This is a genomic window from Subsaximicrobium wynnwilliamsii (assembly GCF_007997225.1).
Classification (GTDB): domain Bacteria; phylum Bacteroidota; class Bacteroidia; order Flavobacteriales; family Flavobacteriaceae; genus Psychroserpens; species Psychroserpens wynnwilliamsii.
Genome location: NZ_VORM01000002.1, coordinates 208,183 through 228,827 on the forward strand (window position 1 = coordinate 208,183; position 20,645 = coordinate 228,827).

At 40.2% G+C, this 20,645-nt stretch carries 16 protein-coding genes; 10 read left to right on the forward strand and 6 right to left on the reverse strand.

What is annotated here, in order from left to right; genetic code table 11:
• Nucleotides 1–270: 270 nt before the first annotated feature.
• A complete protein-coding gene (locus ESY88_RS02300; RefSeq protein ID WP_147085283.1) occupies nt 271–1,734 on the forward strand; it encodes an aminoacyl-histidine dipeptidase in 1,464 nt (487 codons plus the stop codon).
• A 644-nt stretch (nt 1,735–2,378) separates the two neighbouring features.
• Here ESY88_RS02300 and ESY88_RS02305 read toward each other — a convergent pair.
• From ESY88_RS02305 to ESY88_RS02315, 3 genes are all read right to left on the reverse strand, one after another.
• Complete coding sequence (locus tag ESY88_RS02305) at nt 2,379–3,551, reverse strand: peptidylprolyl isomerase (protein WP_147085284.1); 1,173 nt, start codon at nt 3,549–3,551, stop codon at nt 2,379–2,381.
• 89 nt (nt 3,552–3,640) lie between these two features.
• On the reverse strand, nt 3,641–4,174 hold the full coding sequence (gene gldI, locus ESY88_RS02310) for a gliding motility-associated peptidyl-prolyl isomerase GldI (RefSeq protein ID WP_147085285.1): 534 nt from the start codon (nt 4,172–4,174) through the stop codon (nt 3,641–3,643).
• Nucleotides 4,171–5,190 (reverse strand): DHH family phosphoesterase, encoded by a 1,020-nt coding sequence (locus ESY88_RS02315; protein WP_147085286.1) that lies wholly within the window; start codon nt 5,188–5,190, stop codon nt 4,171–4,173. Before ESY88_RS02315 ends, gldI begins: the two co-directional genes overlap by 4 nt.
• A 78-nt stretch (nt 5,191–5,268) precedes the next feature.
• On the opposite strand from ESY88_RS02315, the gene ESY88_RS02320 reads away from it, so the two are divergent.
• The 3 genes from ESY88_RS02320 (at nt 5,269) to ESY88_RS02330 (ending at nt 9,504) form a co-directional block, all read left to right on the forward strand.
• Nucleotides 5,269–6,291: an alkaline phosphatase D family protein gene (locus tag ESY88_RS02320; protein ID WP_147085287.1), complete on the forward strand. Its 1,023-nt coding sequence runs from the start codon at nt 5,269–5,271 to the stop codon at nt 6,289–6,291.
• A gap of 53 nt (nt 6,292–6,344) precedes the next feature.
• Nucleotides 6,345–6,764 carry a nucleoside-diphosphate kinase gene (locus tag ESY88_RS02325; protein ID WP_147085288.1) on the forward strand — a complete coding sequence of 140 codons (420 nt, stop codon included), beginning with the start codon at nt 6,345–6,347 and terminating at the stop codon, nt 6,762–6,764.
• 181 nt (nt 6,765–6,945) lie between these two features.
• Nucleotides 6,946–9,504 (forward strand): M4 family metallopeptidase, encoded by a 2,559-nt coding sequence (locus ESY88_RS02330; protein WP_147085289.1) that lies wholly within the window; start codon nt 6,946–6,948, stop codon nt 9,502–9,504.
• A gap of 220 nt (nt 9,505–9,724) precedes the next feature.
• Here ESY88_RS02330 and ESY88_RS02335 read toward each other — a convergent pair whose 3' ends face one another.
• The 3 genes from ESY88_RS02335 to ESY88_RS02345 all read right to left on the reverse strand — a co-directional run bounded on the left by ESY88_RS02335 (nt 9,725) and on the right by ESY88_RS02345 (nt 14,042).
• Nucleotides 9,725–10,075 carry a hypothetical protein gene (locus tag ESY88_RS02335; RefSeq protein ID WP_147085290.1) on the reverse strand — a complete coding sequence of 117 codons (351 nt, stop codon included), beginning with the start codon at nt 10,073–10,075 and terminating at the stop codon, nt 9,725–9,727.
• A complete protein-coding gene (locus ESY88_RS02340; protein ID WP_147085291.1) occupies nt 10,072–12,486 on the reverse strand; it encodes a penicillin acylase family protein in 2,415 nt (804 codons plus the stop codon). The genes ESY88_RS02335 and ESY88_RS02340 overlap by 4 nt, the downstream gene beginning before the upstream one ends.
• A gap of 254 nt (nt 12,487–12,740) precedes the next feature.
• A complete protein-coding gene (locus ESY88_RS02345; RefSeq protein WP_147085292.1) occupies nt 12,741–14,042 on the reverse strand; it encodes a metal-dependent hydrolase family protein in 1,302 nt (433 codons plus the stop codon).
• Nucleotides 14,043–14,282: 240 nt separating this feature from the next.
• Here ESY88_RS02345 and ESY88_RS02350 point away from each other — a divergent pair, with 240 nt between their 5' ends.
• From ESY88_RS02350 to ESY88_RS02375, 6 genes are all read left to right on the forward strand, one after another.
• Nucleotides 14,283–14,471, forward strand: a complete 189-nt coding sequence (locus ESY88_RS02350; RefSeq protein ID WP_147085293.1) for a hypothetical protein — start codon at nt 14,283–14,285, stop codon at nt 14,469–14,471.
• A gap of 213 nt (nt 14,472–14,684) precedes the next feature.
• Nucleotides 14,685–15,125 (forward strand): DUF2141 domain-containing protein, encoded by a 441-nt coding sequence (locus ESY88_RS02355; RefSeq protein ID WP_147085294.1) that lies wholly within the window; start codon nt 14,685–14,687, stop codon nt 15,123–15,125.
• A 528-nt stretch (nt 15,126–15,653) separates the two neighbouring features.
• The gene (locus ESY88_RS02360) at nt 15,654–16,106 is read left to right on the forward strand and encodes a GNAT family N-acetyltransferase (RefSeq protein ID WP_147085295.1); all 453 of its coding nucleotides are present in this window, start codon (nt 15,654–15,656) and stop codon (nt 16,104–16,106) included.
• A 696-nt stretch (nt 16,107–16,802) separates the two neighbouring features.
• Nucleotides 16,803–18,257: a cardiolipin synthase gene (gene cls / locus ESY88_RS02365; protein WP_147085296.1), complete on the forward strand. Its 1,455-nt coding sequence runs from the start codon at nt 16,803–16,805 to the stop codon at nt 18,255–18,257.
• A gap of 407 nt (nt 18,258–18,664) precedes the next feature.
• Nucleotides 18,665–19,981, forward strand: a complete 1,317-nt coding sequence (gene nhaA / locus ESY88_RS02370; RefSeq protein WP_147085297.1) for a Na+/H+ antiporter NhaA — start codon at nt 18,665–18,667, stop codon at nt 19,979–19,981.
• Nucleotides 19,982–20,160: 179 nt separating this feature from the next.
• Nucleotides 20,161–20,643: a GbsR/MarR family transcriptional regulator gene (locus ESY88_RS02375; protein ID WP_147129016.1), complete on the forward strand. Its 483-nt coding sequence runs from the start codon at nt 20,161–20,163 to the stop codon at nt 20,641–20,643.
• Nucleotides 20,644–20,645 lie beyond the last annotated feature (2 nt).

The following is a 20,645-nucleotide window of genomic DNA, read 5'->3' on the forward strand; positions in this document are numbered from 1 at the left end:
ATTGAATTTCCTAGAATGGAGACAACTCAAAATATCTGGATTTTAAATTAAATTTAAAGCATCAATACTTGATTAAACTAGAGCCTAAAACATCAACCATCCATTCCAAATATCTTCTCGACAATTCGTAACTTCGCAAAAACCGATGATTTGCAAAGGCAGTTCGCTTTTATGCGGGTTATTTCGTTCGTGTTGGCGTTTTTCAAAAGCAGCTGTTTTCGAACGGAAACCTTTCAGATCTAAATAATAACATCAAAAAAATAAATCAGAATGAACGAAGCCATAAGAGAACTAGAACCCAAAGCACTTTGGAACAAATTTGCCGACCTTAATGCAGTACCGCGCCCTTCAAAAAAGGAGGAGCGCGTGATTCAATTCATGACAGATTTTGGTAAAAGCCTCAATCTCGAAACTGTAATAGATGGGGTGGGCAACGTCATCATCAAAAAACCTGCTAGCGCAGGGATGGAAGATCGCAAGGCCATCGTTTTGCAATCGCATTTGGATATGGTGCACCAAAAAAACAACGATACCAATTTCGATTTTGACACCCAAGGGATTGATATGAAAATTGAAGGGGATTGGGTTAAGGCAAAAGGCACCACTTTAGGCGCCGATAACGGGTTGGGCGTCGCCACCATCATGGCGATCCTCGAAAGTAAAGATATCGAGCATCCTGCAATAGAAGCGCTTTTCACGATAGATGAAGAAACAGGAATGACGGGTGCCATGGGCTTAAAAGGCGCTGTGCTCAAAGGAGATATTTTATTGAATCTCGATACCGAAGAAGATGATGAAATTGGCGTGGGCTGCGCCGGCGGCGTGGATGTCACTGCCTCGAGAACCTATAAATTAGAAGAAACACCTGAGTTCAAAACCGGATTTAAAATAACCGTTAAAGGCCTGCAGGGTGGACATTCGGGCATGCAAATCCACGAAGGATTGGGCAATGCCAATAAAATCATGAATCGCGTGTTGTTTGATGGTTTCGAGAACTACGGCTTGCGCATTTCAGAAATTGATGGTGGTAGTTTACGCAATGCAATCCCTAGAGAGAGTAATGCGATTGTGGTTATTGATCAAATTCATGAAGAAGCGTTCCAATCAGATTTGAAAGACCTGGAAACCGAAATCAAGACCGAACTAAAAACCATGGAACCCGATTTGAAAATCGAAGTTTCCCAAATCGAAACCCCAAAACACATCATGGATTTGGGTGTTCAAGAGGGTTTGACCCGCGCACTGTATGCGGCTTTGAATGGCGTATATCGCATGAGTGCCGATATCCCAGATTTGGTGGAAACCTCAAATAATATTGCCAAAGTGATTGTTAAGGATGGCGAAATTACCATAAAATGCCTGACCAGAAGTTCTGTGGAAAGTTCTAAATGGGATTTGGCAAATGCTTTGAGAGCGACTTTTGAACTTACCGGTTGCGAAGTGGAATTTAACGGCGAATATCCAGGCTGGAAACCTAATATGGATTCTGATATCCTCAAAGTGTTGGTGCCTCTTTATAAAAAATTGAATGATGGAGAAGAACCTCACGTGGCAGCTTGCCACGCCGGTTTGGAATGTGGCATCCTAGGCCAAAATTATCCAGATATGGATATGATTAGTTTTGGTCCAACCATCAAAGGCGCGCATTCGCCAGATGAAAGAGCCCAAATATCATCGGCGCAGAAATATTGGAAATTCGTTTTGGAAATTTTGAAGAATATTCCCAAAAAATAATTTTTTTTGGAAATTGATTTTGATTTCATCAAATTATGATGAATGAAATGGAATTTTGATATTGGCATGCGGTAGGGACAGCTCGCGACCTGTCCGTACGCCACGATTGCGCATGGGATTTCATCATGATTCCGCAGAATGATTATGGCAATTTAATCCAATTTAATCCAATTGAAATTTGCGATTGCGCATTGGATTTCATCATGATTCCGCAAATTTATAATGGAAATTTTAAAAAATATTCCCAAAAAATAATTTTTTTTGGAAATTGATTTTGATTTCATCAAATTATGATGAATGAAATGGAATTTTGATATTGGCATGCGGTAGGGACAGGTCGCGACCTGTCCGTACGCCACGATTGCGCATGGGATTTTATCATGATTCCGCAAATTTATAATGGCAATTTAATCCAATTGAAATTTGCGATTGCGCATTGGATTTCATCATGATTCCGCAAAATGATTATGGCAATTTAATCCAATTGAAATTTGCGATTGCGCATGGGATTTTATTATGATTCCGCAAATTTATAATGGAAATTTAATCCAATTGAAATTTGCGATTTTGCATCGGATTTCTTAAAAATAAAAAGGCGAATTCCCTCAGGAATTCGCCTTTTTTGATTTCCGAAGAAAATTATATTATTCCATGATTTCCTTGATTTCGATAATAAAGGTCAAATCGGTATTTGGTTTGATGCCTCTATTGCCTCGCTCGCCATAAGCCAAATGGGATGGCAAATAGAAAAACGCACGGTCACCCACTTTTAGAGTAGCGATGGCTTCTTTGAATCCAGCGATCATTTGGGCATCAGGAGATACTTCAACGGGCATACCGCCATACATACCAGCATCCATTCGTCTTTGGTCAAAAACGCCGTTGGCTTCGGCAACTTCAGCGTCATTGCTGTCAAACAACATGCCATCGGTAAAATACCCTTCGTACAAAACGTTTACCGTTTGGCCTTGTTTTGGTTTTGGTCCCTCGCCTTCTTTGATCATGTACATTTTCAATCCAGATGCCAAGGTTTTGGCCTTAGAATTATAGTCTTCTAGTGTAGGTTTCATCGCTGCGGCAGCCTCTTTTAATTTTTCCTCGCGCATTTGTCGCTCTTCTTCAGCTTTTAAGCGCTCCAATTCACGAAGTCCTTCTTGCTTTTCCTTAACTTTCGGTAATTCTTCCTCATAAACTTTAGCTGCTTCAAAGGCTTTGGCATCAGATCCTTTTCTAATGATATTGATCTTGTAAATCACCACATCTTCAATAGGCTTATCACTTTGATCGGTTTTAACATTAGAAATCGAATCCAGGACATCAAGACCTTTAACCAATTCGCCAAAAACGGCATGGCGATTATCTAAATTTGGCGTAGGCGATTCTGTGATAAAAAACTGACTCCCATTAGTTGCTGGTCCTGAGTTTGCCATGGACAGCATACCGGGTTTGTCATGTTTTAAATCTGGATTGAACTCATCTTCAAATTTGTAACCGGGATTTCCAGAACCAGTTGCAGTTGGATCGCCACCTTGAATCATAAAATTATCGATGACACGGTGAAAGGTAGTGCTGTCATAAAAGCGTTTGCCTTTGTGTTTTTCACTTACCATTGGGTGGTTACCTTCGGCCAATGCCACAAAATTAGCCACGGTCACAGGCACTTTTTGATAGAATAACTTAGCGAGCATTGTGTCTTTGGAGGTCACAATTTCGGCATATAGCCCATCTTCAAGATTTGGGTACTGCTCCTTGCAAGAGGTTAAAGACACCAATAAGCAAAGGCTTACTATTTTTAATGATTTACTTAATAATTTCATTGTTTTTGTTTTGAATTAAATGGTCAATTTAAGCTGCCAAAAGTAGCGTTTTCTGCGGATTTTCAAAATCCAATTCAAAAAAGCTTGATTTAATCTTTTTTAATCGCGTTTACAGTCACTTGGGATATGAGCGGGATATTGGTGCCAATGCGTTTTTTATCGCCATAATATCCAAATGCTTTTTGTGATGGGAACATAAAAGTTACCGTTTCGCCGGGTTTCATAAGCTTGAGGCCCTCACGAAGTCCTGTAAAAAGTTCTTCCTTGTCCATTACATAATCTTGGTTACCCAATTCTTCCGAAGCATATATCGTTCTGCCTTTGAGGTCTTTTAGATTGTAGTCGAAGTTGACGAGATCGCCAAAATCGGCAGTAATGGTGTCTTTTTCTACCTTGGTATTGTAATGGTACCAAAAGCCAGTGTTGGAAGCGATATAATTGTTCTCTGAATTTTCAGCAATTATTTCTTCTATGAGTTGCTGCTCCTTGTCATTGAGCTTTTTATTGCGCTCGGCAGATTCCTTTATGAACGAACCCGATTTAACCGACTCTGGCCTACGGGCATCTGGCGATTTGCAACTTGCGAAAAGTACTAAGAGTATTAGATAAAGTGTTGGTTTCATTGTGTTTTAAGGTCTTTTTGATAGTGTGGCAAGATACCAATAAATTTTTCAATGGTCTCTTTGAGGCTTAAATCACTTTTCCCGCCGGCTGCGTTGGTATGTCCACCACCTTCAAAATAAGTTCTAGCCACATCGTTTACAGAAAAATCCCCTTTACTTCTTAAGGATATTTTGATGATTTTATCCTGGTGGCTTTCAATGAATATGGCGGCGAAGATCACGCCTTTAACCGATAGCGCATAATTGACGAAACCTTCAGTATCTCCTTTTTTAAAGTTGAATGTATTGAGCTCCTCTTGAGTTAAAGTAATATAAGCGGTTTGATATTCTGGGATCACTTTCAAATTGCTAAGCGCGCATCCCAATAATTGCATCCTTTCGTAACTATTGGAGTCGTGGATGTTATTATGGATTTCAGAATTACTAATGCCGGTTTCAATAAGCTTCCCAATGATTTTATGGGTGTTGCTTGAGGTTGATGAAAACCGGAAGGATCCCGTATCGGTCATAATCCCTGTATAAAGACAGCTCGCGATAGCCTTATCTATTTTATCCACATCGCCTAACATCTCTATAAAATTAAAGACCATTTCACAGGTGGAAGACATTGTCACATCCGAATACATGAAATCAGCATAATCATCGGGTTGTTGATGATGGTCTATCATGATTTTTTTTGCTTCGGAAGCTGTAATCACGTTTTCCATGGCACCAATACGACCGAGTGCATTGAAATCTAATGTGAAAATGATATCGCTTTTTTCGATGTCTTGGTCACAATCCTGTTTTTGACTGTCGTACTTTAAAATGGCGTTCTCACCGGGCATCCATTTTAAAAAGTCTGGATAGTCATTGGGTGCAATTACCACCGCATGGTGATTGTGAAGTTTTAGGTAATGGCACAGTGCTAATGTGGAGCCAATGGCATCACCATCTGGGTTTTTATGAGGTACAATAACAATATGCTTTGGTGTGCTGAGCAGCGATTTTATACTTGAAATAGCGTGTTTATCCATAGGGAGCGAAGTTACAATTTTATAACATAAAGTGTTAATGCTTATTGTTACTTTTGCCAAAACATTAACGCTCTTGTTATGATACGATACTGTTCTATTTTTCTGCTTTTTTTAAGTATTTATGCCTGTAAAACTCGAGATAACATCTCAAAAAGTGAATCTGAGGATTTGGTTATCGCTTTCGGCTCCTGCAATAAACAGTATGAGCCTAACCTGCTTTGGGACGACGTTTTGAGCAACAAGCCGAAAGTTTGGGTTTGGGGAGGCGATGTGGTTTATTCAGATACTGAGGATATGGCGGTACTTGAGAAAAGTTATACGATGCAGCATAGTCAAGAGGCTTATCAATTGGCTGAAAGTGAAATGAGGATCTTGGGTACTTGGGATGATCACGACTACGGAAAAAATGATGCTGGTGCAGGATATCCCAAGAAAAACGAAAGCCAGCAATTGTTCCTTGATTTTTTGAATGTGCCTAAAACCGATGCACGCCGTGACCGAGAAGGTGTGTACCACTCAGAATTGATCACCACTCCAAAAGGCAGTGTCAAACTCATTATTTTGGACACACGTTTTTTTAGAACGGCCTTGACCGACGCCAATGTTAAAGGCAAACGCTATGTGCCAAATACGTATGGCGAGGGTACGGTTCTGGGCGAGCAACAATGGCAATGGCTTCAAAAAGAACTCGAAAATTCTTTGGCAGATTTCAATGTTATCGTGAGTAGTATTCAGTTTTTATCTTCAGAACACGGCTTTGAAACCTGGGGTAATTTTCCACATGAGGTCGATAAGATGCTAAAAACCATAGTGGCGTCTAAGGCAAAAAATGTATTGCTAACCTCTGGTGATCGCCATATTTCAGAATTTTCCAAAAGGACTGTCAAGGGTTTGTCTTATCCAATCATAGATTTCACATCCAGTGGTTTGACGCACGCTTATTCCAGTTTTGATGGTGAGCCTAACAGGTTTCGTTCAGGAAAAGTGGTTAGTGAGATTAGTTTTGGGGTCTTAAAATTCAACTTCAGCAGCAAAACTGTGACCATGCAAATGCGAGGTGATGGCAACACCCTTCAGCAAGAGCTAATTCAAAGGTATTAAACTTGCATTTCAATATAAATGGCTTAATTTTGCACAAATTTTAAAAGAATAAAATGGCAACGAATAGAACGTTTACAATGTTAAAACCAGATTCTGTTGAAAAAGGGAATGTTGGTGCAATTTTAGAAAAAATCACTGCTTCTGGTTTTAGAATCGTGGCAATGAAATTAACCCACATGACTCTAAGGGACGCGCAAGAATTCTATGCAATCCATAAGGAACGTCCGTTTTTTGGGGAATTGGTTGAATATATGACCAGAGGTCCAATCGTGGCTGCAATTTTGGAAAAAGAAAATGCAGTAGATGATTTTAGAGCCTTGATTGGCGCAACAAATCCTGAGGATGCAGCTGAAGGTACCATTAGAAAACTGTATGCAGCCTCCATAGGTGAGAATGCTGTACATGGCAGTGATAGCAACGAAAATGCAGCTATTGAGAGTGCTTTCCATTTTTCTGGAAGAGAGCAATTCTAAAAAGCAATACCTATTTATACTTCTTAGGAGCCTGTGACTATTTTGTCTCAGGCTCTTTTTATTAAAACACCTGTCTCATATAGCTCTTGAAAGTTGTGGTTGCTTTTTGCGACCTAGGTTGAACAATGCAGTGGCTTTCATACACATTAAATTATCCTTAAATTTTGAAAAAAAACGCTTAATGAAAAAAATTGCCTTACTATTTTGCTGTTTCCTTGTCATCAACTTCGCTTCCTTTGGACAAAATGGAAACAAAACCATCCAGAAATTAAAATCGGAGACTAAAGCCCAAGTCACAATCAACCCCTCAAATGGGATTGTGGAATTCATAAAGTTTCCTGCGCAACAGCCATTCGCTTTGAAAGGGAATACCCTTCAGCAAAAAGCCTTTACTTTTTTAGATGCCTTCGCCGACCTCTACGCGATTGAGAATTCTGAGCTGCAATTTACAAGTCAAGAGATCAAAACAGATAACTACGGTTTCAAGCAATTGATATTAAAACAAGTGCATGAAGGAGTACCTGTTTATGATGGTCAATTGCGTTTCCACTTCGACAAGAATCTCAAATTGACTGCAATAAATGGCACAGTGATTCCTAACATCAAAACAGAGGCTACTGCGGTTTTGAGCAGCTCGGCGGCGGGGCAAATTGCGGTTCAGCTCGTTGAGAAGCAGCAAATCAATTATTCAAAACAAGCGCTGGAAATCTTCGATACCAAACGCTATATCTTCCCAAAGGGTTTGGCTCAAGGCTATGTTGGCAACACCTATTTGGTGTATGAAGTGGAGATTCGCAACAATGCCGATGTAAGGGAGTTTTTGTATATCGATGCGAACACCGGTAAATTGGTAGAACAGTTTACAGGCATAGCGCACGCGCTCAACAGGCAGGTTTACGAAGAAAATTACAGTAACCTAGTATGGCAGGAAGGAGATGCATTGCCTGGCGATTTGGATATTTTTCAACAAACTGAAGTGCTGGCCTCTGGTCACATGTATCATCTTTTTAATAATGCGTTTAATTATGACTCTTATGATGGCGCAGGCCGCACCATGCGCACCATCAATAATAATCCAAATATCGATTGCCCCAATGCGAGTTGGAATGGCGTTACTGCAAATTACTGCACCGGCACTGCCTCAGATGATGTGGTTGCTCATGAATGGGGACATGCATACACCCAATTTACCAGTAATTTGATTTACGCGTACCAAGCTGGTGCCATCAATGAGTCTTACTCTGATATTTGGGGTGAAACCGTGGATCTTTTGAATAATTATAGCGATGATCTTGAAGATTTAAGTGTGCGTACATTTTGCAACAGTTCAGATCGCTGGCGAATAGGTGAAGACGCTTCGGCCTTTGGAGCTCCCATTCGTGATATGTGGAATCCTAATTGCAATAACGATCCAGGCAAAGTTTCCGATTTACAGTACAGATGTGGTGAGGGCGACTCTGGAGGCGTACATTCCAACTCAGGTGTGCCAAATCACGCGTATGTGCTTTTGGTGGATGGAGGCAGCTATAATGGCCAAATTATTGAAGCGCTCGGCTTTACTAAAGCGGCCCACGTTTTTTGGCGTGCCCAAAGTAGCTATTTAACTGCAACCAGTGATTTTGTTAATTTGGCAGATGCTTTAGAAGCCTCAGCAACCGATTTAATAGGAATAAATTTAAAAGGCTTATCTGTGACAGATGTTGATGCGGGTTTATCGGGTCAATCCATTAGCGCCAACGACCTGCTCCAGGTGGTCAAAGCCATGCTGGCGGTTGAGATGCGGCTGGATCCTGAGGCTTGTGAATACCAGCCACTTTTGGCAGATTCGGAAGCGCTTTGTAACGCAGCCACGACTGGCCGGGTCTTTTTTGAAGATTGGGAAACTGGGACAGAAGGTTGGAATTTTGAAGAATTGCCGGAAAATGCGGAGACTTGGAATACCCGTTTTTGGACGGTTGAAGGAAATCTGCCAGACGGAAAGCCGGGCCAGGCCGTATTTGCCGAAGCCGGTCTCATTGGTGATTGTGTCAATGATTTCGAAAACGGAATCATGCGATTGGAGAGTCCGGTCATTAATTTACCAAATATAGAGTCCGGTAATTTTGACCTGTCTTTTGATCATTATTTGGCTACCGAAGCCAATTGGGACGGTGGTAATTTGAAATACAAACTAAATGGCGGACTTTGGGCCATTGTGCCAAGTGAGGCGTTCACTGTGAATCCGTATAACGGAGTGCTCAACACTGCAGCTGCAGGTAACGATAACCCGATGGAAGGTCAAGCAGCCTTTAATGGCACCGATGGAGGTTCGCTCCTGGGAAGCTGGGGTACCAGTGTGATTGACTTATCTGTTTTAAATGCAAGCGCCAATGATACCGTCCAGTTTAGATGGGAGATGGGTACCGATGGCTGCAACGGGAGAATAGGGTGGTTTGTTGATAATATTGCGGTTTACAATTGTTCTGCGGAAACTTTATCGGTTTCAAGCTCAACTTTGCAAAACGAGATTCAAGTGTATCCGAATCCTTCAAACGGGTTGTTCAAACTGAAGAAGATGAATAACATCAGCTTGCTCAAGGCATCCGTTTACGATATCAACGGTAGATTGATACAGCAGGTAAATTTATCTGAAATGACTACAGAGGCTTCCATAGATATGACTAATGCCAGTACTGGAATGTATTTCATGAAAGTACAGAGTGCCTCAGCAGAAGCAACTTTTAAATTGATCAAGCAGTAAAATTAGATCTGAAAACTGATTTCATAGTGTTCTATTAAATAAAATAAGCGCAGCCCTAAAGGTTGCGCTTTTTTTAATGCTTTAAATGAGGATAAAAATGGCGGGCGTTTAACACGGCAGCTCAATTAATATCTATGATCTTTAGAACGTTATATTTTAGGCTGGTCATATTGAAGTCCACTAAAGCACGCTGTGCGTACTGAGTTTACGGTAGCATAACTTAGTTTCTTATCAAAACCGCACATTGCTTCCCTAAAATCGCCGCAACACCAGCAGCGAGACCGCCAATAAGCCCTGTAACCAAAATCAACAGATAAGGATTTCCATCTAAAGGTAACAAAACGGCTATTTTTTTTGCCATTATAAAGTCATGGCCACTGCTCAACCAAAAACAATACACGCTCCATAACAATAAGATCGCCAAAAACGGGACCAAAAATACTGCAGAACGTTTCAAGCTAAAAAACAAGGCAGTAACAAAACCTGCCACCATAATAGACCACCAAGGCAAAAATTGGGATAGTATTAGTGCCACAATAATGGTCACTATAAAATTGATTGCATTTTTCATTGTTTTGGTGTTAAGGTTTGTGTTGCCATAATTTGGGAATTGGTTGTATTGTCTTGCATAAACAAGAGCTCGTGGTAGTTGCCTGCTGCCCAATCGTCAATAAAATTATCGTAATACTTGCTGCCAGGATTCCCCGATTGGCCTCCAGGATAAATACCCAAGGCTCTTGGCGGCGTACTCATTTCAACAATCATGCGCCATGAGGGGCCGTGGTTTTTAGAGGCTGCATTAACGGTGTTGTAATCGCCGCCAATGGGGATGTCAAATCGCGAAAAGGCTGGCAAGGCTTGTAGTAAATGCCCAGTAAACGTGCCTTTATACTCGCTCCAGTTATAATTGCCATTTTTGGCTTTCCAGTCTAATAATTCTTTGGCGCTTGCTTTGAATGTGATTAAAAACAGGTCTTTTGCCGTTTCCGTTTCAGGCGTGCTCACGATATCCATAAATTGATCTTCGGGATTGTTCTTGAGCAAATAAATGGTTTGATAGATAAACGGTGTATCCAATGCTAAATCGTCGTTCTCAAACTCATCCCATACTTGGTCGTAAAGTTTTTCCCACCATAAATCCCAGATACTCGGCGCCAGTTGATCAATTTCGCTGTAGAAATCCCAAGCTTTGATTTGATTATAGATTTCTTTTTCTTCGGAAGTCAGCCCAGTTACATCCATGTGTTCAAATATATTTGGTAATAACTCTGAAGCTTTTAGATTGAAATTATTGTTTTGCAGACTCTTAAAATCTTCCACAGAGATCTTTTCCTTGTTTCTGAAAAAATCGTTGATAACCCGGTTTCTGTAGGTTTCATAGCCATCGTTGAATACATAAAACGGATACGTTTCATCTACAGGATGTTGATTGGCAGAACTGATAAAGCCGCGTTCTGGATTTTTGACGTGTGCATTGAATTGCTGCGGGATAAAGCTTTGCCATTCATTTTCTGGGTTGCTGCCATCCATTAAAAATTTGCCTTGGCCTTTCCATTTATTGGGAAACAAGCCCTGGATCCAAAGTGCCACATCGCCGCTGGTAGATGCAAATGCAAAATTCTGGGCAGGAGCGGTGTAATTTTTAAGGGCATTTTCATAATCTTCGTAGGTTTTGGCTTTATTCAGTTGTAAAAAAGGCAACTGATTATTACCGCCAATATGGCCAGTCCATTTCATGGCATAGCCTATTTTTTCGCCATTTCCCTTGAAGTTTTTGTCATAGGTTACAGGGCCGTAATGTGTATAAATCACGGAGTCCTGGAGGGTTTCGGCACCGTTGATCTTTATGTTTTCAACGCGTACTCTTGTGTTTTTCCAGCCATTACCATATTTGTACTGCTGCCTTGAGGCATCCTTGAATTCAATTTTATACCAATCCAGCACATCACGTGTGGCATTGGTAACACCCCAAGAAATGTGATTGTTGAAACCTGAAATCACACCCAAAGCACCGGGAAGTGTGGCGCCCATTGCATTGTGTTCTGGGGTTTGCAATTGCATCACAAACCAGATGGAAGGCAAATTGAGCCCTAAATGTGGATCGTTTGCTAAAATGGCATTTCCGCTAGCCGATTTTTCCGCAGCAACTGCCCAGTTGTTACTGCCGTTATTGGGGTGTGGTTTGTCTATGGTTTCGCTAATTGAATCGCGAGGAATTTTGTGTTCTGGCGTGGCGGTAATTTCAGTGGTGATGAAATCCCAATTGGTGTCTTCCGGAATGACAGGATCTAATTCACCATAAAAATCTGGGAATAAAAGGTCAAAACGCTCTTTTCCGAAGAGGTGCAATGCATTGGTGTATTCGAGATCAGAATCCCCGCCAGCCAGCATTTTGGTCATGTACATGAGCAGTAGTGCCGTTTTTTCACTGCTCCATAATTCGGGCTTATAATCCAATAGCTTGTATTCAACAGGGAGGTCATTTGTATCCAATTGATTGATGTAAGAGTTTACGCCATCCCGATAGGCCTCCATGAATTTGTAGGTTTCGGGATCTTCCTTCATTTTAATCAGCGCATTTTCAGCGCCAAAAATCATGCCTCGTCGGCGCTGTTGTTGGTCATACTCCAAGGCTTTTTCTCCAATGATTTCTGAGAGTCGTCCTGCAGCGGCAAAGGTTTGAAATTCCATTTGCCACAAGCGATGCTTGGCAGTGATATAGCCTTGCGCCCGATACAGATCGCTGTCGTTTTGGGCAAAAATATGCGGTATCAAGATGGAGTCGTAGTGCACGGTAACCACATCCAGAAGTCCGTCGATGCTGAGGTTTCCAGTGATTATTTCTTCGGAATCATTTTGCCAGACCCCACTAACCGGGTTAAGAAATTTGCCCATGGGCGGAATGCTTCCTAATTTGGTATTGAGCACAAAAAATACGAGAACAGTAAGAATTAGGGCAATGCCCAATTTGAAAAAGCGCATGTAGAATTGATAATTGAGTTAGGGTTGAAAAAGACGACTTCCAATTCATTGAAAAGTGATGGAAGAATCTTATTTCAGCGTTAAATATAAGATTTTATTCAAGAATAAAAGTATGCGCTCTATATTAGTCGAAGACCTTGACTAACGAACAGAAAATGCAGTGGCAATTTTTTTTCAGAAACCTAATCTTTAAACCGATGGTGCTTTGACCTGTTACGCAGCACAATATTTTTCGCACTTCTGAAGATAAAAAATCACTCCACCGTATTCAGATGGATTTGGCCATCTTTCATCACAAAAACAATGGTATTGATGCTGCTTACGAAATCGTTTATGAGATCTCCCTTTACTGCAATGATATCGGCTTTCGCTCCAGTTTTAAGCACGCCAATTACATGGTCCTGGTTCATGGCCTGAGCTGAAACAAAGGTTGCCGACTGCAGAATATCCAATGGCGCCATGCCAGCTTCAAAATAGGCACGGAAAAGATCTTTCGAAGAAGCGCCTCGCGTGGTCTTGATGTCTGTGTAGTTATCTGACCCTGCCACAATGGTCACGCCTTTTTCAATAGCTCTCTTTAATCGGTCTTTAGATCGATTGAGATAGCCGTCTATAAAGTCTCGTTCTTCCGAGGTATAGCCTGCCAAATCTGAATAGGTGTTCATGTAGTTACGGCTATTTTCCGTGGGTACTAAAAACACATTTTTCGTGGCCATTGCAGTCAATGTGGAATCTTCCAGAAAAAACCCGTGTTCAATCCCATCCACTCCAGCCTGAATGGCCTCCCAAGCCGATTGATTGCTAATGGAATGTGCGGTTACCTTAAGGCCGTATTGATGTGCGGTTTCCACTATGGCGGTTATTTCAGCACTATTTAAACGGGTATTGTTGGGAATGTTGTCGGCACAGATTTTAATAAGATCTACATTTTGATTGATATGCTCGCGCACCGAATTTCTGGCATCGTCCACAGAAGTGATCACGCGATATTCCAAACCCACCAGATGTTGGTGCTTATGCGAGACGCCATAAATTTGGCCACCAACCGATGACAGAATAGGGCCAGAGGCATACACGCGAGGTCCAATGATGCTGCCTTCATCAATGGCATCTCGCAAGGCCACATCCAAGAACTGACCGGAATTGCCTAAATCTTTAATGCTGGTAAAGCCCACATCGAGATAGGACTTGGCGCGTTTAGCACCGCGCAAGGTTCTCAAGGCTTCAGATACTAGGGTAAGTGTGTTGATGCTGGATTCCGCAAAATCTTCATTGGCATCTTGGGAAAAGAGCACGTGGGTATGTGCATCTATCAATCCAGGAAGTACTGTGTAGGAACTGAGATCTATAATGTGTGCATTGTTTGGGATGTCTTGTCGTTTAAGTAGGGCTTTTATTTCTGAATCTTCAATATGCAGTACTTGGTCTTTCAACAGTGTATTGTTTTGGCTGTCGTAGAATGTGCCTGCAATGATGTAAGTCGCGTTGGACTGCGCATTTGAATTGCCAAAACACAGTAAAAATAGAGCCAACAGGAGAAGTGAATTTTTGAGCATGTTGATTAGGATTAGTGTTTTAAAGGTTTGACTTGTATAGATTGTAATATCCCATAAATCATTTTTAAAAGGATAAGATAACTAAAAAAACCGCATCGTCATGAATAGCCAGAATCTTGTGATAAATCCTAAACTATTCCCAAAAACTTTAAGAATAGACCTCTTGGACTAACATTTGCAAGAAATCAATCAGTTCGTGCAATTGATCAACTACATTCGTCATAAAAAACGAAGATTTTATTGACTAAAATTTCCGGCACTGTCGGCTTTGAGGTGTTGCGGCAAGAGCTCTTCCAAGACGATTTTGTGATTGCGGTTATTGATGGAAGGTCAAAACGTTCCGAAGAAAAATCAAATCCGTTTAAATACCGTATGAATCTGATTTTTAGCGCTAAAAATTTTTCACTGTGGATGTGCTGCGTATGGTGAGGATCTCGAAAATAATGTTACCTTTAACCGGCCTCCATTAGAGGAATATTTCAAAATGGAAGCAACGGAAGTGTCAGGTTTTATTAGGGTTACAGCCTCCATATTTTGAAAGTCAATGAAGTGGTATTTGCTGAAACAATCGAAATTTTACCGCGCTTTTGAGACAAACAACGAGACACAGATTGCGCATTTTTTTAATCAAAACAATTAAATATGAAATTTCTTATTATTTATATCGTGCTGTTCTTAGGCATTTTTTCAGATGAAAATCCAAGGGAAAATCCCAGCGAAACTACCAAACTTACCATTCAAATCGATAATATAGCAGTACTGGATGGTACCATCAAAATAGGAGTTTTTAATACTGATATTGACTTTTTAGAAGAAAACGCCACCATTAGGGATTATTCGCTAACAGTAACTTCAGCCACAGAAATCTTTGTGATTGACGATTTGCCTAAAGGCGAGTATGCCATTTCAATGTACCACGATGAAAATTCAGATGGCGTACTAAACCGCAATTTCTTCGGCATTCCCAAAGAGCCTTATGGGTTTTCAAATAATGTCAAACCAAAATTATCTGCTCCAGATTATAAAGACTGCAAATTTTCGTTCGCAAAGAACGATACCCTTAAAATTAGACTCATCCATTAAATTTTAGGCTCTATTTTCAAGTCAGTTCCTATAGGTTTCCCTCATCCAAATTTGGAATTGTTACCAATCTTTTTTTGCTTCGCGTTTTGCATTTAGGAAGACTCCTTAGGATTCGTAAATTACGGCAACATCATAACTCCATAGAATAAATTACCTAGTAATTTGCCATTGTCGACGCAGATAGCGTTTCGTTCAAGATAACATCTTTTAGAACTCCTTATCTTTAGGGTTCTGGCGCTCAAGTTTTAGAACCCTCATCAATTTGCCTTGAGCGACGATCAAGTCAAGATACGATACCACAACTTATAGAATCACGACCTGTAGGCATAGCTCTTGGTGCAACGTAACATTCAGCATTTAAACGCATTCGGTCATATTTTTGCCGGGTATGACGAGCCGAAAGAAATTGGAGTTCTAACTATTTGGACATCAATACATAAAGGGATTCAGCATTTTAGCTTTATCGCGATTTGTTACTTAGCCAATTGATGTGTTTGAATTGATTTACAACGAAAAGAGAATAGCGATATGATCAAAATAGCAAAAGCACAATTAGAAGATCTAGCAGGCATCATTGCCATTGAGCAAGACGTATTCGATACCGATAGTTATCCGCCGTTTGTGGTAAGACAGCTGTTTGATATTTCTGGAGACTATTTTTTAGTTGCAAAAGAAAAGGACAAAATTTTAGGATATGCTTTGGGCGGGTTAAATACAAAGAAGCAGCAAGGCTGGGTATTATCTTTGGGAGTTCATAGAGATGCGAGAGGTAAAGGATTGGGCAAACAACTCACTGCACAATTGATTGAACTCCTAAAAGCCGAATATGCCGAAGAAATTGCATTGACGGTTTATCCCGATAATACTTCAGCAATAAAAATTTATAAGGATTTGGGCTTTGTGGGCGAAACGGTCTTGGATAATTATTTCTTTGATCATGAAGAGCGCGTCGTTATGACACTAAAGATTAGTCATCAGTAAAGAATATAGGCTTCTTTCAATTATTTTCAACTGCAGCCTTCAGTCCTGAAAAAAGCTAAAGGACCACAAATACAATAAGTTTGCCAAACGAATCTTCGCAATTCCAGAATATGTAGAAGCTGTTGTAGCACATCGCAAACCTAAACCTGCGCCAACTAGTATGACGAAAAACGCCGACTCTTAGTTTTATGACCCAGATTGATAAGGAGCCCGTTCATTGAAAAGTTAGCAGTTTTTGTTATTTTAGTTAGAAATCTGCAAAAGTTGAGCCAATGGATGGAAAAATCCAAGCCCTATGCCTAATTGTATGGCTGAACCGATGAATACTGATGCTGCTTTCATAAATTGAGGTCATCTTTCTGGCAGAACATCCAAATAAGCCTCCAATTTGTATCGGGTTGTTTTTTGGAGCGCATAGTTTGAAACAAATGGATTAGCTTTCCGAAGAAATACAGAAAAAAACCAGCTTGTAAGTCCTTGAAAAACATAGGGCTGCTCATTCATGTAATATCAAGGCAAAAGCGAAGAAACCGTTTAAAGCAGAATGGTTAACCAGCGTGTTTAGCTCAAAAAAAATAGCGTTTACTGCAACAGACCTCATTGCTCCTAAATTTCTGGATCCTGAGGACTTTTTGTTCTAATAAACTCGTCCTTACTCAAAATATCTTAATTTACTACAGCATAAAAACAAGGACAATGAATTGGGTTTTACTCCTACAAATCGCTTACATTATTTTAGTGATCCTAGTCATTTTAAGGGTGTTGTACGATACAAGAAGTGGCACCAAAACTTTGGCATACATTCTTTTTGTTGTGTTTGTGCCTTTTGTTGGGATGATTTTCTATTTTTCCTTCGGAATCAATTATCGAAAACGAAAACTTTACAGTAAGAAAATGCTAATGGATGAGCCACTTCGGAAAAGCTTAACACATAAAATGGACATCTATTCTGAAACGATTAGCAAATCAGGTTTGATAGCAGAACGCCGAGCAACCTTAGTTGAATTTATTCGTAGGTCTGGCAACTCCCCATTAACAGCCAATAACGAGTTGAAATTACTTGTGAATGGCGAGGAAAAATTCCCGGTGCTTTTGGAAGCCTTGGAAAAGGCCACATGCCACATTCATTTGGAATATTACATTTATGAAGATGATCTCACAGGAAATCAAGTTGCAGAGCTTTTAATTAGGAAGGCAAAGGCAGGGGTTGAGGTGCGTTTTATGTACGATGATTTTGGAAGTCATGACTTAAAAAAATCATTCCTAAAGAAACTCAATGATGCGGGTGTCCAAACGGCGCCATTTTATAAAGTAAAATGGTATGCTTTAGCCAACCGACTCAATTATAGAAACCATCGAAAAATTGTGATTATTGATGGCAGTGTCGGTTTTGTGGGTGGCATCAACATGAGCGATACATATCGAAATGATTTAGATGAAGCAAAGCATTTGTATTGGCGAGACACACATTTGATGATCCATGGGCAGGCCACAGCCTATTTGCAATATTTATTTATGGCCGATTGGAATTTTTGTAGCACAACACCTTTAGAATATGCTGAAGGCTATTTTCCAGATAGCACAAGACAATATGCCATTGGAGATGAAGTGCTGCAGTTCGCGGCCTCAGGACCAGACAGCACTCAGCCTGTCATTCTTTATGCCCTGCTGCAAGCCATAGCGTCGGCCAAAAAACGCATCCATATCACGAGTCCCTATTTTATTCCCGGCGAGAGTATGATGGATGCTTTGATCATTGCCATCAAAAGTGGATTGGATGTGAAGCTTATCATTCCGGGTGTTTCAGACTCTAAAATGGTAAATACAGCGGCCAGTGCCTATTATACCGAATTGCTTCAGTATGGTGCCAAAATCTATAAATACAATAAGGGGTTTGTTCACGCAAAAACAATGGTCATTGATGATGATCTCGCCATTATTGGTTCAGCAAATATGGATTATAGAAGTTTTGATCTCAACTTTGAGGTCAATGCCATGGTATACAGTAAAAATATGACCGCACAACTTTCCGAAGTCTTTGAAAACGACTTAAAAGCATCGGTGCAAATAGATGCAGCGGCTTGGGGCAACCGACCAAAACGCGTTCATTTATGGGAGAAAGTAGTGCGGTTGCTGTCGCCGTTTCTGTAAATCAATTTGCCACTGGTTTTTTTTCTGAATTTTTCGAAAAGCTGCAATTACCATTACAATGCAACTCGTAGATTCTTAAAATTCTGGCATTAAAATGGAAACTTTTAAAAAAAAGTTTCCTTGTAGTTGAGCATTTGAAAATTCACGTTTTTAAGATTAGTCCGATCCTGGAGACCAGGACTTTTAATCATGGATGTAGCAATACATTTTCAGTATTTTAACACGGTTAATCCCAGTAAAGCGCTTGAATTATTTAAGCTCAAATAAGAACTTAGCTGATAGCGTTTTGTCCAAGAGAGCGTCCTTTTTCTGGCTGATGCTTAAAAGTAAATCATTTACACAATAAGTTTTTAGCAACGAAACACTATATTTGAAGCTTATTTTGTTGATAACACGCAACCACTTATATGATAAAAGAAGTATTCTTAAGCCCTTTCCAAAAGTTCGTAAAAATTGAAAGTTTCAGTGGTATCCTACTATTGCTTGCTACAATTATCGCTTTGGTATGGGCAAATTCACCTTTTGGGGATACTTATAGAGAGCTTTGGCAATATGATGTTGGTATTGTCACAAAAACTTTTGAATTTAAAAAACCCTTGATTCTTTGGATCAATGATGGCTTGATGGCCATTTTCTTTTTCTTGATTGGTTTGGAGATCAAACGTGAGCTAATGATTGGGGAGCTCAACTCTGCAAAAAAAATCGCCTTCCCTTTGGTGGGTGCTCTGGGTGGTATGTTGGTGCCTGTGGTTTTCTTTCTGGTACTTAATCAAAATCCTGAGACAGCGAAAGGTTGGGGCGTGCCAATGGCTACAGATATCGCTTTTTCATTGGCCATCTTAAACACCTTGGGAAACCGTGTGCCTTTGAGTCTCAAGGTGTTTTTGACGGCTTTTGCCATTGTGGATGATATTGGAGCGGTTTTGGTAATTGCCATTTTTTATAGTGGTTCAATCAATTTGACCTTATTGTCGATTGCTTTGGTGATGTTGGCCGTTTTGTATCTCTTGTCTTATAAAGGCTACTACTCGAGGTTCTTGGTTTTTTTCTTAGGGTTGTCGGTCTGGTTCCTCTTTTTGAAAGCTGGTATTCATCCTACAGTTGCCGGCATTTTATTGGCATTTGCCATTCCCATAAGACAGAAAATCAACACCTCAGCTTTTTTGGTACAGTTAGAGAAAGTGTATAATGACATTAAGAACGCCAGTATCTTACAAAAGCCGTTGCTCTCTAATGAACAAATTTCTTCTATTGATGATCTTGATGATTGGGCTAGGAAATTTCAGTCACCATTGCAACATTTGGAGCATAACTTGCACGGTTGGGTGGCGTATTTCGTTATTCCAATTTTTGCACTTGCCAACGCAGGGGTGCTCATTGGTAATACTGATGATCTAGATACAGCTTTGATCACCAATATCGTGATCTGTTTAATTTTAGGCAAAGGTATTGGGATCACGTCGCTAGTTTTACTAGCCCAAAAAATGAGATTGATTGAAGTGCCTAGCGAGATTAGTTTTAAACAGATCGTAGGTGTTGCATTTTTAGCGGGGATTGGGTTTACCATGGCCATCTTCATTGCCAGTTTAGCCTTTGCTTCATCTCCAGAGTTTATAGATTCCGCTAAAATTGGCATCCTCATTGGCTCTTTCATCTCCGCAATTATTGGCTATGGGATCTTGCGAGCGGGTTCTAATAAAGAGCCTAACGTAAAAATATCATAAAGGCAGTTGCTCTTAAAAGCCTGATTTTTTGTAAAATCCATCCAATTGACAGCGCTTCATACTGTCCTTTCTGTATTCTTTTTTCCTGGATAACTTTTAACACATGCTTAACGCTGTTTAGTTCGATACATATCGAACTAGACGTATTTTTGCAAAGAATTTAAATGATAGCCTAAAAAATGGAATTATCTCATCATAAAAAACAGCTCATTGAAGATGTGGGTGTTCTTTTGGAAGAACGCGCCAATCTCTCTCCCTTAGCGTCAAGGATTTATGCATTGCTTATTCTTTCGTGCTACGAAGGGATGAGTTTTGAAGATGTAGTCACTAGCATGCAAGCGACTAAGAGTTCTGTATCAAGTAATTTGAATGTTTTATTGCAACTGCATTATGTAGACTACTACACGAAGCCTGGAGATCGTAAACGGTATTTCCGCACGTCTCAATTCTATATTAAAAACACGATGGAACAGCAGGTTCACTTAATCGACAAAGAACTTAAAATTGTTCAAAAAGTCAATCAGTTCAATAAAGAACATAATCCCGAGAAATTTAAAAATGAAAAATCGCTTGGTTTATTGTTTCAAGAGCATTTAGAAGATCAGCGCACAAAAATAAATCAGAAAATTGAAGAAATCAACCAATTCGAAAAGCAAGCTTAAAA